This window comes from Proteus vulgaris, assembly GCF_016647575.1.
Lineage (GTDB): Bacteria > Pseudomonadota > Gammaproteobacteria > Enterobacterales > Enterobacteriaceae > Proteus > Proteus mirabilis_B.
In genome coordinates, this window is the sequence record NZ_CP032663.1 from 1,328,435 (window position 1) to 1,347,841 (window position 19,407).

Sequence of the window (19,407 nt, forward strand, 5' to 3'; positions counted from 1 at the left end):
GTGATTATTAGAGTGTTAAGTGTCAGTTTTGAAACCTAAAGCTGTAGTGGCTACTTCCATTAAGAAAGTAGCCACGAGATGTCTTATTAGCTCATGAAAGAGCTAGCTAAGCTATAGAAAACAGCTGAGATTGCGATAAGACCCATAATTACAACAAATACGTTGCTGATATGGCCTTCATATTTCTTCATCGCTGGTACTTTACGGATTGCATACATTGGCATCAGGAACAGTAACATTGCGATAACTGGGCCACCTAATGTTTCAATCATACCTAGGATGCTTGGGTTTAATGTTGCAACAATCCAAGTTGTAACCAGCATAAACAGTGCAGTGATTTTGTTTAAACGATCTTTCTCGATTGTTTTACCTTTTTCACGCAGTGATTTGATGATTAAACCGTTGAAACCTTCACGAGCACCTAAGTAGTGACCTAAGAAAGATTTAGTAATCGCAACGAAAGCAATAAATGGAGCGATATAAGCGATAACTGGTGCTTCAAAATGGTTAGCAAGGTAAGACAGGATACTGATGTTCTGTGCTTTTGCTTCTGCTAAGTTTTCTGGTGTTAAGCTAAATACACAGCTAAACACGAAGAACATTACAGTGATAACCATCATGATGTGCGCATAAGCTAAAATGCGTGAACATTTTTTCTCAGCGTTTTCGCCGTATTCTTCACGTTTTGCAACAGCAAACGCAGAGATGATTGGAGAGTGGTTAAAAGAGAACACCATTACAGGGATAGCTAACCATAAGGTTACTAATAGGCCTTGACCCATGCTTGATGTTGTTGCGTGATCAAAAGAGAGAGTATCAAGAATCGCACCATTCCACTCAGGGATAAGATACAGAGCTAAGACCATTAGAACTGCAACAAATGGGAATACTAATACGCTCATTGCTTTAACGATAGCTTGTTCACCAAAGCGAATAATCGACATGATACCGACAATCAGTATCAGCGATAAAATTGCGCGAGGTGGTGCAGCCATGTGCATTTGGTTCACAATAAAGCTTTCTACTGTATTGGTGATAGCAACACTATAAACCAATAGAATAGGATAAATTGCGAAGAAATAGAGCAGGGTGATTAATTTACCTGCTGTTTTACCAAAGTGTTCTTCAACAACTTCAGTGATATCTTCACCTGGGTTTTTACCTGATAACACAAAGCGGCACATACCACGGTGTGCAAAGAAGGTCATTGGGAATGCAAGTACTAACATGATCAACAGAGGAATTAAACCACCAATCCCTGCGTTGATAGGTAAAAATAGGACGCCAGCACCGATAGCTGTACCGTATAAACCTAACATCCATACTGTATCTGACTTACGCCATGCTTTGTAATCACCTTGGGTGTTACCCGACGCGATAGAACCAACTTTGGTTGTATCCATAATACTCTCCGAAATAACGCGGTAAAAAATAATGAATAAAAAATAAGAGCGTGATTGTATTTCTTTTTAGAAATAATCACGGCATAAATTTAATTATGAATAAATGAGTGCATTGAGTACCTGGTGTTATCTCAATATCTTCAATTACCACAGATAAAATCTTTAAATTTCAAAAGAATTAAGCTCTTTCAAAATTTGAAAAAATATTCAATAAGTTTATATCCAGACTTAAGAGGTGCAGAATATAGTGTTTTTCAGGATAAACTACCGTGATCACCATCTCAAATGCTAAATATAACTGAAAAACCTGAAAATGTAACATTTTTTATATTTTGTGTTTTTAGAGGGGGTTTTTAAAACATTTTGAAATAACTTTCCAGTTTTAAAGTAAGTATAAAATAAAGCTAAATACTTAAATGTTCATATGTTAATGATTATTTTTAGGTGTTTTTATTATTTAGAAAATAAATGATTAAAATCAATTAGGTTATTTTTGTTTACAATTAAAACATTGTGTTAACCGCGTATCTTGTTGAAATAAAACAATAAATAAATTTCTTTAATTAATGTTTAAAACTAGACAAAAGAATATAGAAACGATGCAATATGATTATTTATTAATGAATTTCTTTTATTTTATGAAATGAATATAGCTATATTTCGTTTATAAGTAGAATATTGTTTATAAATACGACAGTGAATTTGTTAATAAATGAGTTTGGTAGGTTGTTATATAACGAATATAAAAGTTTTATTTTGATTAAAATAACAACATATTTATTTTTGGACAAATAATATAATAATAGAGAATATTTTTATTTATATATTAATATATTGAAGGGCAATGTTACTTAAGCTAAATATAAAAAAGACCACAATAAATGTGGTCTTTTTCGGTATTAGAAAGGTTAGGCCTTTGTCCAACCTTTACGAATAGGATAGGCAAAACAGAGCTGATAGAGCCTTTGTACCCATTTTTGGAGTATATCGCCACCTTTAGACCAGAAGATCTGGCAAAGGCCACAAGAAAGTAGAGCAACGATAAAGGCACCAATCATATCGATTGGCCAATGCACGCCAAGATAGATACGCGCCCAAGCAATCGCAAGTCCTAAACCAAGCATAATATAGCCAATACGTTTGCTGTTATGCCAAAAGAGATAAGCTAAAGCAATGGTGAAAACAAACGTACCATGGTTACTTGGGAATGAAGGTGTCGCATCATGGTCGAGAAAGTTGTAGCCAATGTTAGCTGCAAAAGGGCGTTCATGAGGCGCAATTGCTCCAATCATCCAAGAGATAGAAAGTGCAATACCTAAAGAGACGGCAGCTTTGCACACTAATGTTCTTTGCTGACTAAGATGTTTTTCATTACCCCATAACCAATAGAACACTAAAGATAACGGAAAAAGATAGACAAGGTACTTAGCAATAATTATCGCCGTACCGATTTCTAAAGGAGATGCCGCAGGTGTTGCATTCATCATTGAAAATACGGCTAAATTGAATTGTTCCAGCAAAGTAGGCTCCATACGTGTCGTACTGATAAGCGATGTTTATGATACATAATACGCAAGTTTTTAAGGGTAAATGAGGGAGTAATAGGGGTAAAGTGTTTTTTTCTTATTTAATTGTGCTTTTTTTAAAAGATTTGTCAGTTTTATATCAAACTGGGCTAAAGCACTCTTAAAAAGAGTATTGCGCTTATGTTATTGCTCTCACATCGTTCTTTTTCTTATCTTCAACGAGGTATAACTTTATGTGGTTCCAGAAAAATATTGTCCTTAATGCAAGGCCAAGAGGATTTCACTTAATTACACAAGCATTGATTCAAGAATTACCAGAGCTAAGACAATATAAAATCGGAATTGCTCATTTTTTTATTCAACATACATCGGCTTCATTAACGATTAATGAAAATGCGGATCCAACAGTGCGAAGTGACTTTGAAAGCTTCTTTAATCAAAGCGTAAAAGAGGACGAAGATTACTATCTTCACACCTATGAAGGCAGTGATGATATGCCAGCGCATATTAAAAGTAGCTTACTTGGACAAAGTGTCACGGTTCCTATCAGTCAAGGTGAGTTGAATTTAGGGATTTGGCAGGGGATTTATCTTGGTGAGCATCGAAATCACGGCGGTAGTCGTCGGATTATTGTGACCTTACAAGGTGAGTGTTACTAGATTTCAGGCAATAAAAAACCCGACAGTTATTTCACCAAAAGGGTTGAAACTATCGGGCTCCTCAATATTTGGGGACATCAAAGAAAAGCAGTGGCACTAATTCAGACTCCGAGTTAGAAAGAAAGTTCGCTGACTAATGAAAAAAAATAGAATTTTTTTTAAAAAAGAGAGGAAAGATAAAGAAAAAATGGGGAATAAAAAAGGGAAAGCGCTAAAACATATTGATATATAAACTGTTTTAGCGCTTTTTAATTAGTTGTAGATGCCTAAGTTTTCTTTAGCATAAGCTTCAAAATCTGTGCAACCACCAATGTGTTTTTCATCAATAAAAATTTGTGGCACAGTTTCAACTTCTTTTCCGACAGTTTTAGATAAATCAGCTTTTGTAATTCCTTCAGCTTGAATATCTACATAGCGGAAATCGAAATCGTCACGTTTTTCAGACAAAGTTTCAGCCAGTTGTTTCGCACGAACACAATATGGGCAACCTGGGCGACCAAAAATGACAACAAACATACGACACTCCTTATTGAGGAAATAAAATTCAGGCATAATAGTTTCTATTGGTTGTTACTATGCCCTTTTATTAGGCTAAACAAAAACAGTTATTGCCTTTTAGTGTGATAAATTATACCAATTTGCCGAATAATGAGATAGGACTGCGACACAGCATTTAGCGGAGAAACGATGGAAAAGCCTTCAAATCGAGATATGAAATCACTGTCAGATATGCCAAAACCCATTATCATCATTGAGATAATCGGTATTATTTTATTGGTGGTTGCTTATCTTTATATCAACCAATATATGACCTCTCCGCAGTGGCTAGGAACGTATACAGGACAATTAACGCTAGTTGTTTTGGGTGTTATCTGCATGATCCCGCCTGCTATCCATATTGTATGGCGTGCTATTTATCGATTAACTTTTTTAGGGATTGATCATAAATCCACAAAGAGTAAAAAGAAAAAAGAGAATAACGAAGAATAGTTGACTGTTTTTTCTCAAAAATGCATTAGAAACTAAGAAAACCCAATATGTAAATTGGCTTAATTTTCTTAGTTTTTCTATTTATTAGTGCCTTCAAGATAGAAAAAGTGGCAAAATAGCACCAATGCCAACAGGCACTCTTTTTTTTGCGCGTAAAGGTTATTTGAATGAACGCTGTTGTGACTACCGATCTGGATCAGCTAAAGTCTTGGCTTGATGAACTACAGATTGCTTACTATGAATGTGACTCTTGTCAGGCGTTACATTTACCGCATCTTCAATATATCAGTGGTATTTTTGATGCCAAAATTGATATTCTTGAAGATGTACTTGTATTTACCGCTATCGCTGAGCTAAAGCCGTCAGCAATAGTGCCATTAATGGCAAATCTAAGCCAAATTAATGCAAGCTCTTTATTTATTAAAACATTTCTAGAAATTAGTGATGAGAACTTACCAAAATTAGTTTTCTGTCAATCATTCCCGGTTGCAGCTGGTATTTCACTGAATCAATTCGACCTGTTCTTACAAAAAGCAGAAGAGCAATCTGCTGAAGTCGTTAGCGAAATTTTTAATAACGGTTTCTTGTATGGTGAAAAACAAGAAAGTGAAAATGAAGAAGAAGATGAAGACGAAGATGTTGAGATAAATAGCGCATCAACCGACTCCTCCTATACTGTACATTAATATTAATCTCCATAACGGTCACAAAATCTTATGCAATGCGCACGATTTAGTGCGGGTGAATGTCATTCTTGTGAATGGCTTTCTCTTGCTTATCCTGAACAAATCAAGAAAAAACAGCACAGCCTATTAGCATTACTTCCAGAAGATTATGCTTTTGATAAATTAGCGCCTGTTGAAAGCGAACCAGCGCAGTTTCGTAATAAAGCAAAAATGGTAGTCAGCGGGAGTGTTGAAAGACCCGTCTTGGGCTTAAAAACCAAAGAAGGTGTTGCTGTCGATTTATGCGAATGTCCACTGTATCCAGTTTCTTTTGCACCCGTGTTTTCTATTTTGAAAACATTTATTGCAAAAGCAGGGCTAGTACCTTACGACATCGAACGCCGTCGTGGTGAACTCAAGTTTATCTTATTAACTGAGAGCCGAAGTAATAACACCATGATGTTGCGCTTTGTTTTGCGTTCAGAAAAAAAACTAGAACAACTTCGTAAAGCACTTCCTTGGTTACAAGAACAGTTGCCTCAATTAGCGGTTATCTCCGTTAATATTCAACCTGTGCATATGGCTATTTTGGAAGGTGACCAAGAAATTATTCTGACAGAAAAAACGTTCTTGGATGAATCATTTAACCAAATTCCATTACATATTCGACCTAGAGGTTTTTTTCAAACTAACCCAGCGGTAGCTTCATCTCTTTATGCCACAGCAGGTCGTTGGGTAAGAGAATTAAATATTACGCATTTGTGGGATATGTTTTGTGGATCAGGCGGCTTTGGGTTGCATTGTGCAGATAAATCAACCCAATTAACAGGTATTGAAATTAGCCCAGAAGCTATTGAATGTGCACGTTTATCAGCTCAGGAATTAGGGTTAGAGCATGTCGAATTTCAGGCGTTAGATTCAACAGGTTATGCATTAGCTAAAGAGTCTGTTCCTGAATTAGTGCTTGTTAATCCACCAAGGCGAGGTATTGGTGAGGCATTGTGCGGTTATCTCAATAAAATGAAACCTCGCTTTATCCTTTACTCAAGTTGTAATGCTCAAACGATGGCAAAAGATATTCAGCAACTTTCTCATTATCGAATAGATAGAGTGCAGTTGTTTGATATGTTTCCTCATACTTCTCACTATGAAGTCCTTACGTTATTGGTATTACAAGACAGCTAAGATATTTATTACAAAATAGTGATTGAGTGTTAGTATAAATCAGTATTTAACGCTCGATGGATAACATCGGGCGTTTTCTTTTTTATTAGATGGGCATTCTATTTTATGCAGAATTTAAAAGCGTTGTTATTAGTGATGGTGTTATTGGGGCCTTTGGGAATCGATCTCTATTTACCGACGATACCGACAATTGCTCAAGATTTAGGAAGTAGCGTATCCCTTATTCAATCTACTATCGCTTTATTTATTCTAGTCTTAGGTGTAGGGCAACTTATATCGGGGCCTTTGGTGGATAAGTTCGGTCGTAAACCAATCGCTATCGCTGGGATACTTATCTATATTGTGGGTTCTGTCATTGCAACCATTTCGACAGACTCAACGCTTTTTATTATATCACGATTATTACAAGCTTCAGCGGTGTGCTGTACTTCTGTTGTGGCTTTTACCTGCGTTCGTGACTGTTTTAATGGTAATGAAGCCGCCCGCGTTTTCGGTTTTTTAAATGGCACGTTAAATATTATTCCTGCATTAGCGCCACTATTAGGTGGATTATTGGCTGAATATTGGGGATGGCGTGCACCTTTTGGGTTCTTGATTTTCTATTCAGTGCTTGTATTAATTTTGATCACTCGTTTTTTACCAGAGACAAAGCCTGAAAATACAGCTCAATCAAAACAAAAATTAGGTAAAACATACCTTGAGATTTTATGTAGTAAACGTTTTTTAACTTTTGCATTAGTGAATGCGGGAACCATGGGAATGGCATTAACTTATGTGTCATTTGCCCCAATTGTATTAATGAATGATGCAAAATTATCAGCGCTGATTTTTTCTATTGTTTTCGGTGTAAATGGTTTTTGGATAATGTTTGTCAGTTTTTATGCAAACCGTGTTATTCACCGTGTTGGTAGACCTATTTGTTTGATCTTAGGAAGCGGATTAATGGGATTGGGCTGTGTGAGTTTGTTAGGTAGCTTGATATTTATCCCTGCTGAAATACAAAATCATTGGCTGATTTATATGCTGCCCGTAGCAAGTGCTTGCGCGGGTCTTGCTTTTATTATGGGACCAGCGACAAGTTATGCTCTTGAGCCTTATTCACAAACAGCAGGTATTGCCTCTGCATTAGTGGGCTTTATTCAGATGGCGGGTGGTGCAGCCTTTGGTTTAACGGCACTGGCTTCACCAGTACAACCTAAATTAGCGTTAGCTATTGTGATGTTACTGGGTAGTTTATTAGCACTGAACGCTTACCGAGTAAGCCATAAAGAGTCGTTAATAGAAAAACAGGCTACACAAAAATAGAACCATTATTTGCTACTGTTTATTTAGCCATAAAAAAACACCCCAGAGTGAAAACTACTGGGGTGTTTTTACATTGATGGTTTTGCTTACTCGTTTTTTAATTACGGTGCTCAAACTCTAAGGCTTTCTTCTCAATTAATCGCATTAAGAGTGTCAGTATTCCGTTGATACACAGATAAATAATACCTGCTGCAACAAAAACCATCACATCATAGCTTTGACCAAAGACTTGTCGGCTATAACCTGTTAATTCAAGTAAGGTGATAGTGCTGGCAAGTGAGGTACTTTTGAATATCAAAACGACTTCGTTTGAATATGATGAAAGTGCACGCTTAAATGCGTAAGGTAATATCACTCTTGCTGTTTGTACTGGTGACATTCCTAATGCTTGGCAAGATTGCCATTGTCCAGATGGGATCGCCCTTACAGCACCATAGAAAAGTAAGGTTGAATAAGCCGCACTATTTAATGCTAATGTGACCATTGCACAAAACCACGGTGTTGATAATAACTCCCACATTGTTGGGAAGTTTTTCAACACAGGAAATTGCCCAGGGCCATAATAGATTAAGAAAAACTGCACCAATAAAGGCGTACCCGTAAATAAGGTAATATAGGCTTTGACTATTTGGCTAATGACAGGTGTTTTGAGTGCCAAAACAAAAGTCATTAAAACCGAAAGTGTAAATGCAACCAATAGAGCCACGACTGTTAAAGACAGGCTTGTTGGTAATCCCGGTAAAATATCAACAATATAATCCCACATTATGAGGCACTCCGTTCAAATCGAGTCGTTCTCATTTCTAACCATTTCAGGATATATTGACTGACCAAAGTAATTGCCAAATAAATCAATGCAACAATGCTATACCAAGTAAAAGGCTCTTGAGTTCGGTTAGCGATACTTTGTGTTTGTAACATTAAATCATTAACACTGATTAATGAGACTAAAGCGGTATCTTTTAATAGAACTAACCATTGATTACCTAACCCCGGTAAAGCGTGGCGCCACATTTGAGGCATGATAAAGCGGAAGAAAATAGTAATACGACCCATACCTAATGCTTGGCCGGCTTCCCATTGTCCTGTTGGTACTGCTTTTAATGCACCACGTAAAGTTTGCGAAGCATAAGATGCATAAAGAAGTGAAAGGGCGATAACACCGCAATAGAAAGGTAATGATTCAGTATCACCAAAATCAACTTGTAAGGTGAAAGCACCGAGATCAATTCCATCCATTAGCATCATGACACCTTGTAGGGTGCCATAATAGACAAAAAGAACCACCAGCATTTCTGGTAGTCCTCTAATTAGTGTTACCCAGCATGTTCCTAAGAAAGCAAAGGCTTTCCATCTCGCGGATTCCCAAGCTGTAAACAGCATGGCTAGAACTAATCCGATGATAAGAGCAGAAATAGCAAGTGAGACCGTTGTAACGGCCGCACCTGCTAGAGTTGTTATTTCATTCATTTATTAAGCTATTATTGTTATTCAAACCATTTTTTATAAATGACATCATAGGTGCCATCAGCTTTTACTTCAGCTAATGCTTTGTTTAATTTATCTTGTAAATCAGCATTACCTTTTCTTACCGCGATCGCAAGACCTGTACCAAAGTAGTTAGGATCTGCAACTTTGTCGCCTACAATACCTAATTCAGGATTCTTTTTCAGCCACTCATTAACAACCGCAGTATCACCAAAGATAGCTTCGATACGACCATTTTTAAGATCTAATACCGCATTTTGGTAACTGTCATAAGGAACAGTTTTCATCTCTTTGTGTTGTTCATTGATGAATTTCTGATGGGTTGTCCCATTTTGTACACCAATTTGTTTGCCTTTTAGGCTTGCTACATCAGAGATTTTACCCGTTACTGTAATAAATACTGCTGAGTTATCATAGTAAGAATCGGTGAAATCAACTTGTTTTTGACGCTCTGGCGTAATATCAATACCCGCCATTAACGCTTCAAAACGACGGAATTTCAGACTAGGAATTAAACTATCAAATGACTGATTGGTAAAGGTACAATCAGCATTAATTTTTGCACACATTGCATTGGCTAAATCAACATCAAATCCCACAATTTGATTATTCGCATCGATCATTTCAAATGGAGGATACGTTGCTTCAGTTGCAAAACGAATTGTCTCTTTCTCAGCCGCAGTTGCAGAAAGTGTAATACTGGTCAGAAGTGCTGCAAATAATATTTTTTTCATTGTCTGATCCTGATTTAGTGTGACAAGTAATTAGCAAAAGCTTCCGTTTGTGGAGCAGTGAAATGATAGTTATCACCTTGCTCTATAATACGGCCGTTTTCCATATATACAACTTTGCTCGCGGCTTTGCGTGCAATTTCAACTTCATGGGTCACAATAACTTGTGTAATCCCCGTTTCAGATAGCTCTTTAATAATATCAACAACTTGAGCTGTAATTTCAGGATCTAATGCCGCCGTAGGTTCATCAAATAAGAGAACTTGAGGCTCCATCATTAATGCTCTTGCAATAGCAACACGTTGTTGTTGTCCTCCAGATAAATGCAGAGGAAAACGTCCTGCGTAATCACTCAAACGTAAACGCTCAAGCAATTTCATCGCTTTTTCTTTGGCTTGCGGTTTTGATAAACCTAATACACGACAAGGTGCTTCAATTAAATTATCAAGAACCGTTAAATGTGGCCATAAATTGTATTGTTGAAATACCATACCCACATTTTGGCGTAATGAACGAATTGCCTTTGCGTTAGGCTGTTGGCTAAAGTCAAAATGTAGACCCGCAATTTCTAATTCGCCTGAACGTGGCATTTCTAATAAATTAAGAACTCTCATTAGTGAGCTCTTACCTGCACCACTTGGTCCTAATAGAACCATTGTTTCACCGGCAGAGCATTCTAGATTAATATCATAGAGTGCTTGGTGCGAACCGTAGAAACAATTTATGTTTTTTAATTGAATACTCATGCGTTTTTTCTGAATAGTCATTAACTGGTTCAAATAATAAAACGGTAAGAATAATTATGCAACTAAAACTGCATAATAAAGTGGTTTTTTTACGTAAAAATGGGTAATTTGGCTATTTTTTTTCACCGTCAGGTGAATTTTTATCCAGTTTGTAAGCGTTAGTACTTATGGTTTTAGCCATACCTTTGAAAATAAATAAGTGCGCAGGCATCATGGCGAACCAATAAAGTAATCCACTAAAACCTGCTGGGTGCCACCAAGCGCGAACATCTATTGAGCGAAGATTGCCACTGTCGTGGATCGTGAAAGAGAGTCTGCCTAAACCGGGCGCTTTCATTCCAAATAATAGTGTGAGTTGTTTTTCAGGCTCTAGTTTGATTACTCGCCAACCATCAATCATATCGCCAAGTTCTAATGTTTCTCTGGAAGGGCGTCCGTAAGTGACTTTATTTCCAGCAATATCATCCATAATGGCGCGAGTTTTCCATAGCGCATTACCATAAAAATAACCTTGCTCTCCGCCTATTTGTTGCACTGTATGCCAAAGGGATGCTGCGCTTGCGGGTGTAGATACTGTACAACCTGCATTTTTAGGGTAATAACCATAACCGGGTTTCCAGCGACTACGAACAGCCGGAGAGTAACCCCAGTCTTGGTTATCTAAAGCGGCTTCTTCATCAGCGAGTGTTTCTTTTACCGCATCATCAAATTTTATGAGAGTCTGAGGAATAAGTTTACGTAATGGCTCATCGTTGGCAGGGAGATCGTATTTAAGCCCTTGAATAAGCTCTTTAGCAATAGAAGTGGGTACAGAGGTTATCATACTGATAAAGCCCGCAGAAATAAGACTACCCGGCATAGGTAGCGGGATCAGCACTCGCTTTTTACCAGAGATTTTAATAAAGCGCTCAAAAAGGGTTTGGTAGCTAATATATTCAGGGCCACCAGCATCAAAAATACGATGTTGATGAGTGGGGTGATGAATAATTTCAGTTAAATAGTGAATTAAATTTTTAAGCGCAATAGGGGAGGATTTAGAGCGAACCCAACGTGGTGGTGTAAGAATAGGAAGGTTATAAACCATATCACGCATAATCTCAAAGGCAGCAGAGCCGGGACCAACAATCATTGAGGTGCGGATTTCAGTCACAGGAACAGTGCTGGTTCTTAACACTTCACCCGTAAGTTTTCGGGCAATAAGATGAGGCGAGTATTGTTGATCTTCATGCTGTAAGGCACTTAAAAAGATAATTTGTTTAACGTCGGTGCCTTCTAACGCTTCTACAACGTTAATTGCCGCTTTACGCTCTTGTTCAACTAAATTATGTGCATCACCCATGCTATGAACAAGGTAATAAACGATATCAGTATCATGCATTACTTTGTTTAAGGTTTCTGGATCATGTAAATCAACAAAGATACAGCGTGTATTTTCCCAACCTTGAGACATCATCCAGTCAACTCTACGGGCACCCGCGGTGACCTGATGACCTTGTTTTATCAGAGCTGGAATAAGATTTTGACCAATATGTCCACTTGCACCAAGTACTAATACACGCTGTTGATTCATTGTTAATCCATTGTAAAAAGAGAACGTTATCGTTCTATTGTTACTGATTTTTCTATGAAGTAAAGAACGCCATCAAGATTGGTGTGATTAAACTTAAAACGAATCCATGCACAATAGCCGCGGGAACGATGGATACACCGCCACTTCTTTGTAAAACAGGTAAGGTAAAGTCCATGGATGTTGAACCACAAATCCCTAATGCCGTATTTCTATAACGATTAACAATGATAGGGATAAGCATGATTGCCGCTAATTCACGCATTAAGTCATTGAAAAATGCAGTACTACCAATAACGGGGCCAAATGCATCAGTGAGTACAATACCTGATAACGAATACCAACCATAACCGGATGCAATGGCTAATCCCATTTTCATCGGCAATCCTAGTAAGTAAGCCGCTAAAGCTCCTCCAGCAAGTGCGCTAACACCCATAACGACGGCAACAGTTGTTCCTCGACGGTTGATAAGAATTTGCTTTGGGCTCATTCCGCTATTGCGTAATTGTAAACCGACTAACCAAAGTAAGAAGATAAGTGCGCCTTGGCTGGCATGAGAGGCATAGTGGAAAATTGACCAGCCTGTTAAACCGACAAAGAAACCCACAACAACGACACCGCATAACTGTAGTGATTCAAGTACCATTTTTATGCGTGAAGGGGGCTTGGACTGTTTATGGGCAGGAACATGCCAAGGATCTTTTTTATCCAGTAGCCATAAAAACAGTAAATTAGCGCCAAAGGTACATAAAAAGAAAACACTGGCATAAGAAAGAATTGAGACTAAGTTTTCACCAATATTATCTAGCATGGCTAAACTGACGCCCATTAGAAATAGGATAACGTAAATCATCGCGCTAAGTAGGCGGTTTGCCAAATGAAGTAATGGGCGATTGTTTAACTTAATCAAATACCCTACAAAAAGCGGAAGTAGGATAATCAATAACCCTGATAGCATTTCTATTCCTTACTGAGTGTGCTCAAATTATAAAATAAACTAATAACGTGAATCGGATTATAACATTTACTTATGATGTTGTGGATACAGAAATTAAGATAAGTCTAAAATATTTATTAAAGGTAACGAGCCTACCACGTTTAGGTGTAAGAGGCTTTAATTGATTGAAAAGCGAACAAAATGGGTATATATCGAATAGTTGAGTAAATTTTATTACGGCTATCTTGAACTATGATTTAATGAAAATATCCATTAAGTGAAATTATTAGCTGATTAAGCATAAAATGAAGATAGGAAGAATAAAATAAAACCATAGCTTAGTCGTAACTAACGAGGGAATTTATGTATTTAGAAAGAGTGGAAATAGTTGGATTCCGTGGACTTAATCGTCTCTCATTACCTCTTGATATGAATACAGTCTTAGTAGGTGAAAATGCGTGGGGTAAAAGCTCATTACTTGATGCGTTAACACTCAGTTTGGGTATTGAAACCTACCAATATGCATTTACACCTGATGATTTCCATCGTTTGCCGAATGAGCCGGAAGAAAATGGCAAAAAAAGCCTACAAATTATTTTAACGTTTACCGAATCTCGTCCCGGACGTCATCGATCTTACCGTTTCCATAAAATAGCGCCTGTGTGGGTTGAAAATGGTGATGATCTTAAACATATTTATTACCGAATTAGCGCTGAATTAGATGAGCAGAAAAATGTAAAAACATTCCGCTATTTTCTTGATAAAGAAGGAAAGCAAATTCGCTTACCTAATGGACAAACTCAAGAAATTATTGCAGAGATTGTTAGGCTTTATCCGGTTCTTCGCTTACAAGATGCGCGTTTTGTTCGTGATCTTGCCTCTGACGTTATCGATTCTCATAATAATCCTCATCGAGAAGCGTTTAATAATAAAATGAGTGAGTTAACCAAAGCGTTAGTTAAAAATCCTGACGAGTTGTCAGATGATGATTTACGTGAAGGTCTTGATGCAATGCAACAACTGCTAGGGCACTATTTTGCCGATCACGGTTCGTTGCTGTTTAAATCTCGCTCTCGTCATCGAAAAGTCAATGAGCCTCATGTACGTGGCTGGCATGCCTTAGAAAATATTAATAAAGTGTTGGCAAAACCTAATCAGAGAAGTATTCGATTAATTATCTTGGGAATGTTTTCTTCTATCTTGCAGTCTCGTGGTAGTGTCGCGCTTGATCCTTATGCAAGACCTATCGTGATTGTTGAAAACCCAGAAACACGTTTGCATCCTATTATGCTTTCGGTGGCTTGGGGATTACTTAATCTTTTCTCATTACAACGGATCACAACCACAAACTCGGGAGAGTTACTGTCACTTGCTCCATTAGAGAGTGTTTGCCGTTTAGTGCGTGATACCGATAAAGTTGCTGCTTACCGCGTTGGGGATCAGCAACTGCATTCTGATGAAGAGCGACGTATCTCTTTTCATATTCGTTATAACCGACCCTCTGCACTTTTTGCTCGTTGCTGGTTATTGGTTGAAGGTGAAACGGAAATTTGGCTAATGAACGAGTTGGCAAGGCAATGTAATTATTTCTTTGAAGCTGAAGGAATAAAAGTCATTGAGTTTGCTCAATGTGGACTTAAGCCATTATTAAAGTACGCAACCTATATGGGCATAGAATGGCATACCTTAGTGGATGGTGATGAAGCGGGTAAGAAATATGCCGCTACCGTTAAGGATTTTGCATCAAAAAGTAATGATGCAGAGCGTGATAGATTAACAAAGCTTCCAGCCTTAGATATGGAACATTTTTTATATAAAGAAGGCTTTCGCAATGTATATCATGATGTTGCAGGTGTGCCAGATAATGAAAAATGGCCAACTCGACGCGTGATCATTAAAGCTATTCAACGTTCATCCAAGCCTGATCTAGCACTAACGGTGGCTAACAATGCGGCTCAACGAGGAGTAGACTCTATCCCTTCCATACTGAAAAGTATGTTTTCTCGTGTGGCATGGCTTGCAAGAGGTAAAGCGAATTAATTCGCAACACTTGTATAAGCAAGATAAATCTACGAGACCTACACTTATTTTATTTAGCTATGAGAATAGAACCTCATAGCTAATGCTTTGTATGATTTATTGCATCTTTATGTTTAAGAAGGAAATTTTATGGCTTTTTTATCTTTAAAAAAGCGAGGGAAAGTTCTCACCCTTATTTTAATTATTGTAGCAATTGCTACGTACTTTTTTTTGCCAAAAGAGAAAGCACCAATATATCAAACTCAGCAGATCACAAGAGGTGATCTGTCAAAAGAAGTCACTGCAACGGGTAAGCTTGATGCTGTGCGTAAAGTTGATGTGGGTGCGCAGGTCAGTGGTCAGTTACAAACTTTGTTTGTGAAAGAGGGCGATGTGGTTAAAAAGGGGGATTTACTCGCCATTATTGATCCTAAGAAAGCGCAAAACGAAGTCACTGAATCGCAGGAAACCAACAATGAGCTTAGAGCAAACCTTCAACAAGCACAGGCGGAATTGCGCTTAGCTCAATTAACTTATCAACGCCAATTAAAGCTTATTGGTACTCATGCGATTGCACAAGATGAACTTGATCGTACTAAAACTGATGTTGAAGTAAAAAAAGCACGCATCATCACTTATCAAGCACAAATTAAAAAGAACCAAGCTACGCTAGATACGGCGAGAACTAACCTGCAATATACGCGGATAACCGCACCTATGGATGGCGTTGTCACTTTTATTAAAACCCTTGAAGGCCAAACGGTAATTGCCGCGCAAGAAGCACCGACTATTTTAACGTTAGCAGATTTAGATACGATGCTGGTAAAAGCAGAAGTATCAGAAGCTGATGTTATTTATTTAAAGCCTGAGCTTAGTGCCTCTTTTACGGTTTTAGGTGCGCCAGATAAAGCGTTCAGCGGTAAGTTGAAAGATATCCTACCTACCCCCGAAAAAATTAATGACGCTATTTTTTACTATGCCCGTTTTGAAGTACCTAATGAACAGCATTTACTACGTTTACAAATGACAGCACAAGTTAAAATTCTTATCGAAAATAAGAAAGATGTGCTTCTCGTTCCGCTTTCTGTATTAGGCGATGATGCAGGAATTAATGAATATTATGTTGATGTATTAGTTAATGGTCAGCCAGAAAAACGCACAGTAAAAATAGGTATGCGTACTGATGTTTATGCAGAAGTGCTCAGCGGATTAAAAGAAAACGATGAGGTTATTCTGGGTGAAACTTCAGGAGACGCATGATGCCTGCATTATTAGAGCTCAATGAGGTTAGCCGTTTATATACCAATGGTGAAGAAGAAACTGTTGTTCTCAATAAAGTCTCATTAACAATTAATGCTGGCGAAATGGTGGCGATTATAGGGGCTTCAGGCTCCGGTAAATCGACTTTAATGAATATTTTAGGCTGCTTAGATAAACCAAGTAGTGGTGAATATAAAGTTGCCGGTCAAAGTGTTGCGAAAATGGAAAGCGACCAACTTGCTGCATTACGCCGTGAGCATTTTGGTTTTATCTTCCAGCGCTACCATTTAATGTCGCATTTAACTGCAGAGCAGAATGTTGAAATTCCTGCGATTTATGCAGATAAAAATGCTACCCAAAGAAAAGAGAGGGCACGCGAATTATTAGCACGCTTAGGATTAGGTGATCGTGTTGATTATCGTCCTAATCAGCTCTCTGGTGGTCAGCAACAGCGTGTAAGTATTGCTAGAGCATTAATGAATGGCGGTGAAGTCATTCTTGCTGATGAGCCAACAGGTGCATTGGATAGCCATTCTGGCAAAGAAGTTATGTCTATTCTTAAGCAACTCAATGAGCAAGGGCATACGGTGATTATCGTAACCCATGATCCTTTAATTGCGGCACAGGCTGAACGAATTATAGAGATAAAAGACGGTAAAATTATTAATGATAATTGCCATCAAACAACGGCAAATAAAGTTAAAAAAGAGACAACAACCGTTTTAGCGTCTTCTTATTTGGGGCAAATATTTGGGCGTTTTACACAAGCATTAGATATGGCTTGGCGTGCAATGGTGGTGAACAAAGTACGCACTTTGCTAACGATGCTTGGCATTATTATTGGTATTGCCTCTGTCGTTACGATTATTGTGATTGGTGATGCAGCTAAAAGTATGGTGTTGGCGGATATAAAAGCGATTGGCTCTAATACTATTGATATCTATCCCGGGAAAGATTTTGGGAGCGATTCACCAGAAGATAGACAAGCGTTGACGCTGCAGGATGTCTTCGCTTTAAAGCAGCAGTCATATGTACAAGCTGTTACACCACAAGTTCAATTTAGTACTCGATTACGTCGTGGAAACCAAGATTCACCAGCATCTGTTGCGGGAGTTAGTGACGATTATTTCACAGTGTATGCCATGAAGTTTTCGCAAGGTCGCTCGTTTACATCTGATATGATCCAACGCCAAGCTCAAGTTGTTGTTATTGATGAAAATACGCGTCAGCGGTTCTTTCCTACTAAAAAAGAGGTTATTGGTGAACAAATCATTATTCGCAATATTCCCTCTACGATTGTTGGCGTCATTGCTGAGAAAAAATCGGCTTTTGGTAATGGGCAATCCCTCAAAGTATGGGTGCCTTACAGTACACTAAATAGCCGCATTTTAAATCGAAGCTATCTTGATAGTATTACAGTAAGAGCTGCTGAAGGTTATGACGCCAGTGTTGCAGAACAACAAATTATCCGTTTATTAACGATTAGGCATGGTAAAAAAGATATTTTTACTTATAACCTTGATAGCTTTATTAAGGCAGCCGAAAGTACCACTCAAACCATGCAACTGTTTCTCACTTTAGTGGCCGTTATTTCATTAGTAGTAGGTGGGATTGGTGTAATGAATATTATGCTGGTTTCAGTAACAGAAAGAACGAGAGAAATTGGTATTAGAATGGCGGTAGGTGCCAGAGCGAGTGATGTGATGCAGCAATTCCTTATAGAATCTGTCTTGGTTTGTTTAGTCGGCGGATTACTGGGAATTGGTCTTTCATTTGGTATCGCTATGGTGGCAAGTATTATGTTGCCTGATTGGCATTTTGTATTCCAGCCTATCGCATTAGTGAGTGCTTTTATTTGTTCGACTGCCATTGGGGTTATTTTTGGATTCTTACCTGCAAGAAGTGCAGCAAAAATGAACCCAATAGATGCTCTAGCGAGAGAATAATCCAAACTATAAGATAAAAGCCCTTGAAATATAAAGGGCTTTTATTTGAATGAATTAGGCATTCTGTTTAACTAAAAATACCCAACTGTTGTGAGTAAAAGGTATTTTTATCGGGTTTATCTATACTGTAAATTATCTTCTATTCAATGATAGGAATGATAAGGTCAGCATGATCACCTTTAGGCCCTTTTATCGTGCTATAATTAACTTTCTGCCCCGCTTTAAGTGTGCGGTAACCTTCCATTCTGATTGTTGAATAGTGGGCAAAAATATCATCGCCACCTTTTGCAGGGGTAATGAAACCAAAACCCTTAGCATTGTTGAACCACTTTACTGTACCTGTCTCCATACTTAGCTTCTCTCATATACTTGTATTTATTTGTTTAACATCACTTTCAGTATATTTACTGAGCTGTTCATAAAACATACTCTATTTTATTGTTTCAATCGTCAAGAGGTGAAGGGGATAGAAAGTGTTTCGAGTAGGTGAAATTTTGATGTAGCTAACGCTTTGTAATTTTTTGAATGTAAAAAGAAGGAATAAAAAAGCGTTGATAGGCAGACTTTCCTGTGAGATGGTAAACTAAATGTCATAATTGAAAGTGACGTTTAACAAAACTATGAGTAATGCAAAACAATGGGTCAGTTTGATTTTTTAACAGAAACCACGTTAAGGGAAGATGTTCATCAGAAAAATGAGCCACCAGCAATGTATAAGGTGATCTTGAATAATGATGATTACACCCCCATGGATTTTGTTGTAGAAGTGCTTACGATGTATTTTTTCCTTAGCGAGGAAAAAGCAACGCAAATTATGTTGGACGTTCATCATAAAGGAAAAGGAGTTTGTGGGGTTTATAGTGCGGATATTGCCGAAACCAAAGTGGCTCAAGTTAATCTGTATGCGAGAGAAAACGAATACCCACTTTTGTGTACACTTGAACAGGCATGATCCGGTTAGTCTTTTAAGGAGGAGGTGC

Annotated in this window: 19 protein-coding genes; 9 read left to right on the top strand and 10 right to left on the bottom strand. The window is 37.9% G+C overall.

Features of this window, described 5'->3' with window-relative positions; all coding sequences use genetic code 11:
* Window positions 1–86: 86 nt before the first annotated feature.
* Together D7029_RS06085 and ybjG are read right to left on the bottom strand one after the other, a co-directional pair.
* Window positions 87–1,403 carry an HAAAP family serine/threonine permease gene (locus tag D7029_RS06085; RefSeq protein WP_194952128.1) on the bottom strand — a complete coding sequence of 439 codons (1,317 nt, stop codon included), beginning with the start codon at window positions 1,401–1,403 and terminating at the stop codon, window positions 87–89.
* A 908-nt stretch (window positions 1,404–2,311) separates the two neighbouring features.
* The gene (gene ybjG, locus D7029_RS06090; RefSeq protein ID WP_194952129.1) at window positions 2,312–2,923 is read right to left on the bottom strand and encodes an undecaprenyl-diphosphate phosphatase; all 612 of its coding nucleotides are present in this window, start codon (window positions 2,921–2,923) and stop codon (window positions 2,312–2,314) included.
* 239 nt (window positions 2,924–3,162) lie between these two features.
* Here ybjG and D7029_RS06095 point away from each other — a divergent pair, with 239 nt between their 5' ends.
* Window positions 3,163–3,588, top strand: coding sequence for a secondary thiamine-phosphate synthase enzyme YjbQ (locus D7029_RS06095; protein ID WP_194952130.1), 426 nt, complete (start codon window positions 3,163–3,165; stop codon window positions 3,586–3,588).
* A 252-nt stretch (window positions 3,589–3,840) separates the two neighbouring features.
* Here D7029_RS06095 and D7029_RS06100 read toward each other — a convergent pair whose 3' ends face one another.
* Window positions 3,841–4,104 carry a GrxA family glutaredoxin gene (locus tag D7029_RS06100; protein ID WP_088493321.1) on the bottom strand — a complete coding sequence of 88 codons (264 nt, stop codon included), beginning with the start codon at window positions 4,102–4,104 and terminating at the stop codon, window positions 3,841–3,843.
* A gap of 171 nt (window positions 4,105–4,275) precedes the next feature.
* Here D7029_RS06100 and D7029_RS06105 point away from each other — a divergent pair, with 171 nt between their 5' ends.
* The 4 genes from D7029_RS06105 to D7029_RS06120 all read left to right on the top strand — a co-directional run bounded on the left by D7029_RS06105 (window position 4,276) and on the right by D7029_RS06120 (window position 7,733).
* On the top strand, window positions 4,276–4,578 hold the full coding sequence (locus D7029_RS06105) for a YbjC family protein (protein ID WP_194952131.1): 303 nt from the start codon (window positions 4,276–4,278) through the stop codon (window positions 4,576–4,578).
* 167 nt (window positions 4,579–4,745) lie between these two features.
* The gene (locus tag D7029_RS06110) at window positions 4,746–5,264 is read left to right on the top strand and encodes a YbjN domain-containing protein (protein ID WP_088493319.1); all 519 of its coding nucleotides are present in this window, start codon (window positions 4,746–4,748) and stop codon (window positions 5,262–5,264) included.
* Window positions 5,265–5,294: 30 nt separating this feature from the next.
* Window positions 5,295–6,428, top strand: coding sequence for a 23S rRNA (uracil(747)-C(5))-methyltransferase RlmC (gene rlmC, locus D7029_RS06115; RefSeq protein WP_194952132.1), 1,134 nt, complete (start codon window positions 5,295–5,297; stop codon window positions 6,426–6,428).
* 105 nt (window positions 6,429–6,533) lie between these two features.
* Entirely contained in the window at window positions 6,534–7,733 is a 1,200-nt protein-coding gene (locus D7029_RS06120; RefSeq protein ID WP_194952133.1) for a multidrug effflux MFS transporter, read from the top strand.
* Between the two features lie 97 nt (window positions 7,734–7,830).
* On the opposite strand, the gene artM is transcribed toward D7029_RS06120, so the two are convergent.
* From artM to D7029_RS06150, 6 genes are all read right to left on the bottom strand, one after another.
* On the bottom strand, window positions 7,831–8,499 hold the full coding sequence (artM, locus tag D7029_RS06125) for an arginine ABC transporter permease ArtM (protein WP_075672481.1): 669 nt from the start codon (window positions 8,497–8,499) through the stop codon (window positions 7,831–7,833).
* Window positions 8,499–9,203, bottom strand: a complete 705-nt coding sequence (gene artQ / locus D7029_RS06130) for an arginine ABC transporter permease ArtQ (RefSeq protein ID WP_088493316.1) — start codon at window positions 9,201–9,203, stop codon at window positions 8,499–8,501. The genes artM and artQ overlap by 1 nt, the downstream gene beginning before the upstream one ends.
* Before the next feature lie 17 nt (window positions 9,204–9,220).
* The gene (gene artJ, locus D7029_RS06135; protein WP_023581291.1) at window positions 9,221–9,955 is read right to left on the bottom strand and encodes an arginine ABC transporter substrate-binding protein; all 735 of its coding nucleotides are present in this window, start codon (window positions 9,953–9,955) and stop codon (window positions 9,221–9,223) included.
* 14 nt (window positions 9,956–9,969) lie between these two features.
* Window positions 9,970–10,698: an arginine ABC transporter ATP-binding protein ArtP gene (gene artP, locus D7029_RS06140; RefSeq protein WP_088493315.1), complete on the bottom strand. Its 729-nt coding sequence runs from the start codon at window positions 10,696–10,698 to the stop codon at window positions 9,970–9,972.
* 112 nt (window positions 10,699–10,810) lie between these two features.
* Window positions 10,811–12,268, bottom strand: a complete 1,458-nt coding sequence (locus D7029_RS06145; RefSeq protein ID WP_194952134.1) for a DUF2867 domain-containing protein — start codon at window positions 12,266–12,268, stop codon at window positions 10,811–10,813.
* Between the two features lie 52 nt (window positions 12,269–12,320).
* On the bottom strand, window positions 12,321–13,223 hold the full coding sequence (locus tag D7029_RS06150; RefSeq protein ID WP_194952135.1) for a lysine exporter LysO family protein: 903 nt from the start codon (window positions 13,221–13,223) through the stop codon (window positions 12,321–12,323).
* Between the two features lie 342 nt (window positions 13,224–13,565).
* Here D7029_RS06150 and D7029_RS06155 point away from each other — a divergent pair, with 342 nt between their 5' ends.
* The 3 genes from D7029_RS06155 to macB all read left to right on the top strand — a co-directional run bounded on the left by D7029_RS06155 (window position 13,566) and on the right by macB (window position 18,427).
* Entirely contained in the window at window positions 13,566–15,242 is a 1,677-nt protein-coding gene (locus D7029_RS06155) for an ATP-dependent nuclease (RefSeq protein ID WP_088493313.1), read from the top strand.
* Between the two features lie 129 nt (window positions 15,243–15,371).
* Window positions 15,372–16,481, top strand: a complete 1,110-nt coding sequence (gene macA, locus D7029_RS06160; RefSeq protein WP_194952136.1) for a macrolide transporter subunit MacA — start codon at window positions 15,372–15,374, stop codon at window positions 16,479–16,481.
* Window positions 16,481–18,427, top strand: coding sequence for a macrolide ABC transporter ATP-binding protein/permease MacB (macB, locus tag D7029_RS06165; protein ID WP_194952588.1), 1,947 nt, complete (start codon window positions 16,481–16,483; stop codon window positions 18,425–18,427). Before macA ends, macB begins: the two co-directional genes overlap by 1 nt.
* Before the next feature lie 139 nt (window positions 18,428–18,566).
* Here macB and cspD read toward each other — a convergent pair whose 3' ends face one another.
* Window positions 18,567–18,776 carry a cold shock domain-containing protein CspD gene (gene cspD / locus D7029_RS06170; RefSeq protein WP_023581298.1) on the bottom strand — a complete coding sequence of 70 codons (210 nt, stop codon included), beginning with the start codon at window positions 18,774–18,776 and terminating at the stop codon, window positions 18,567–18,569.
* A gap of 288 nt (window positions 18,777–19,064) precedes the next feature.
* Here cspD and clpS point away from each other — a divergent pair, with 288 nt between their 5' ends.
* Entirely contained in the window at window positions 19,065–19,379 is a 315-nt protein-coding gene (clpS, locus tag D7029_RS06175; protein ID WP_075672467.1) for an ATP-dependent Clp protease adapter ClpS, read from the top strand.
* Window positions 19,380–19,407: the final 28 nt, after the last annotated feature.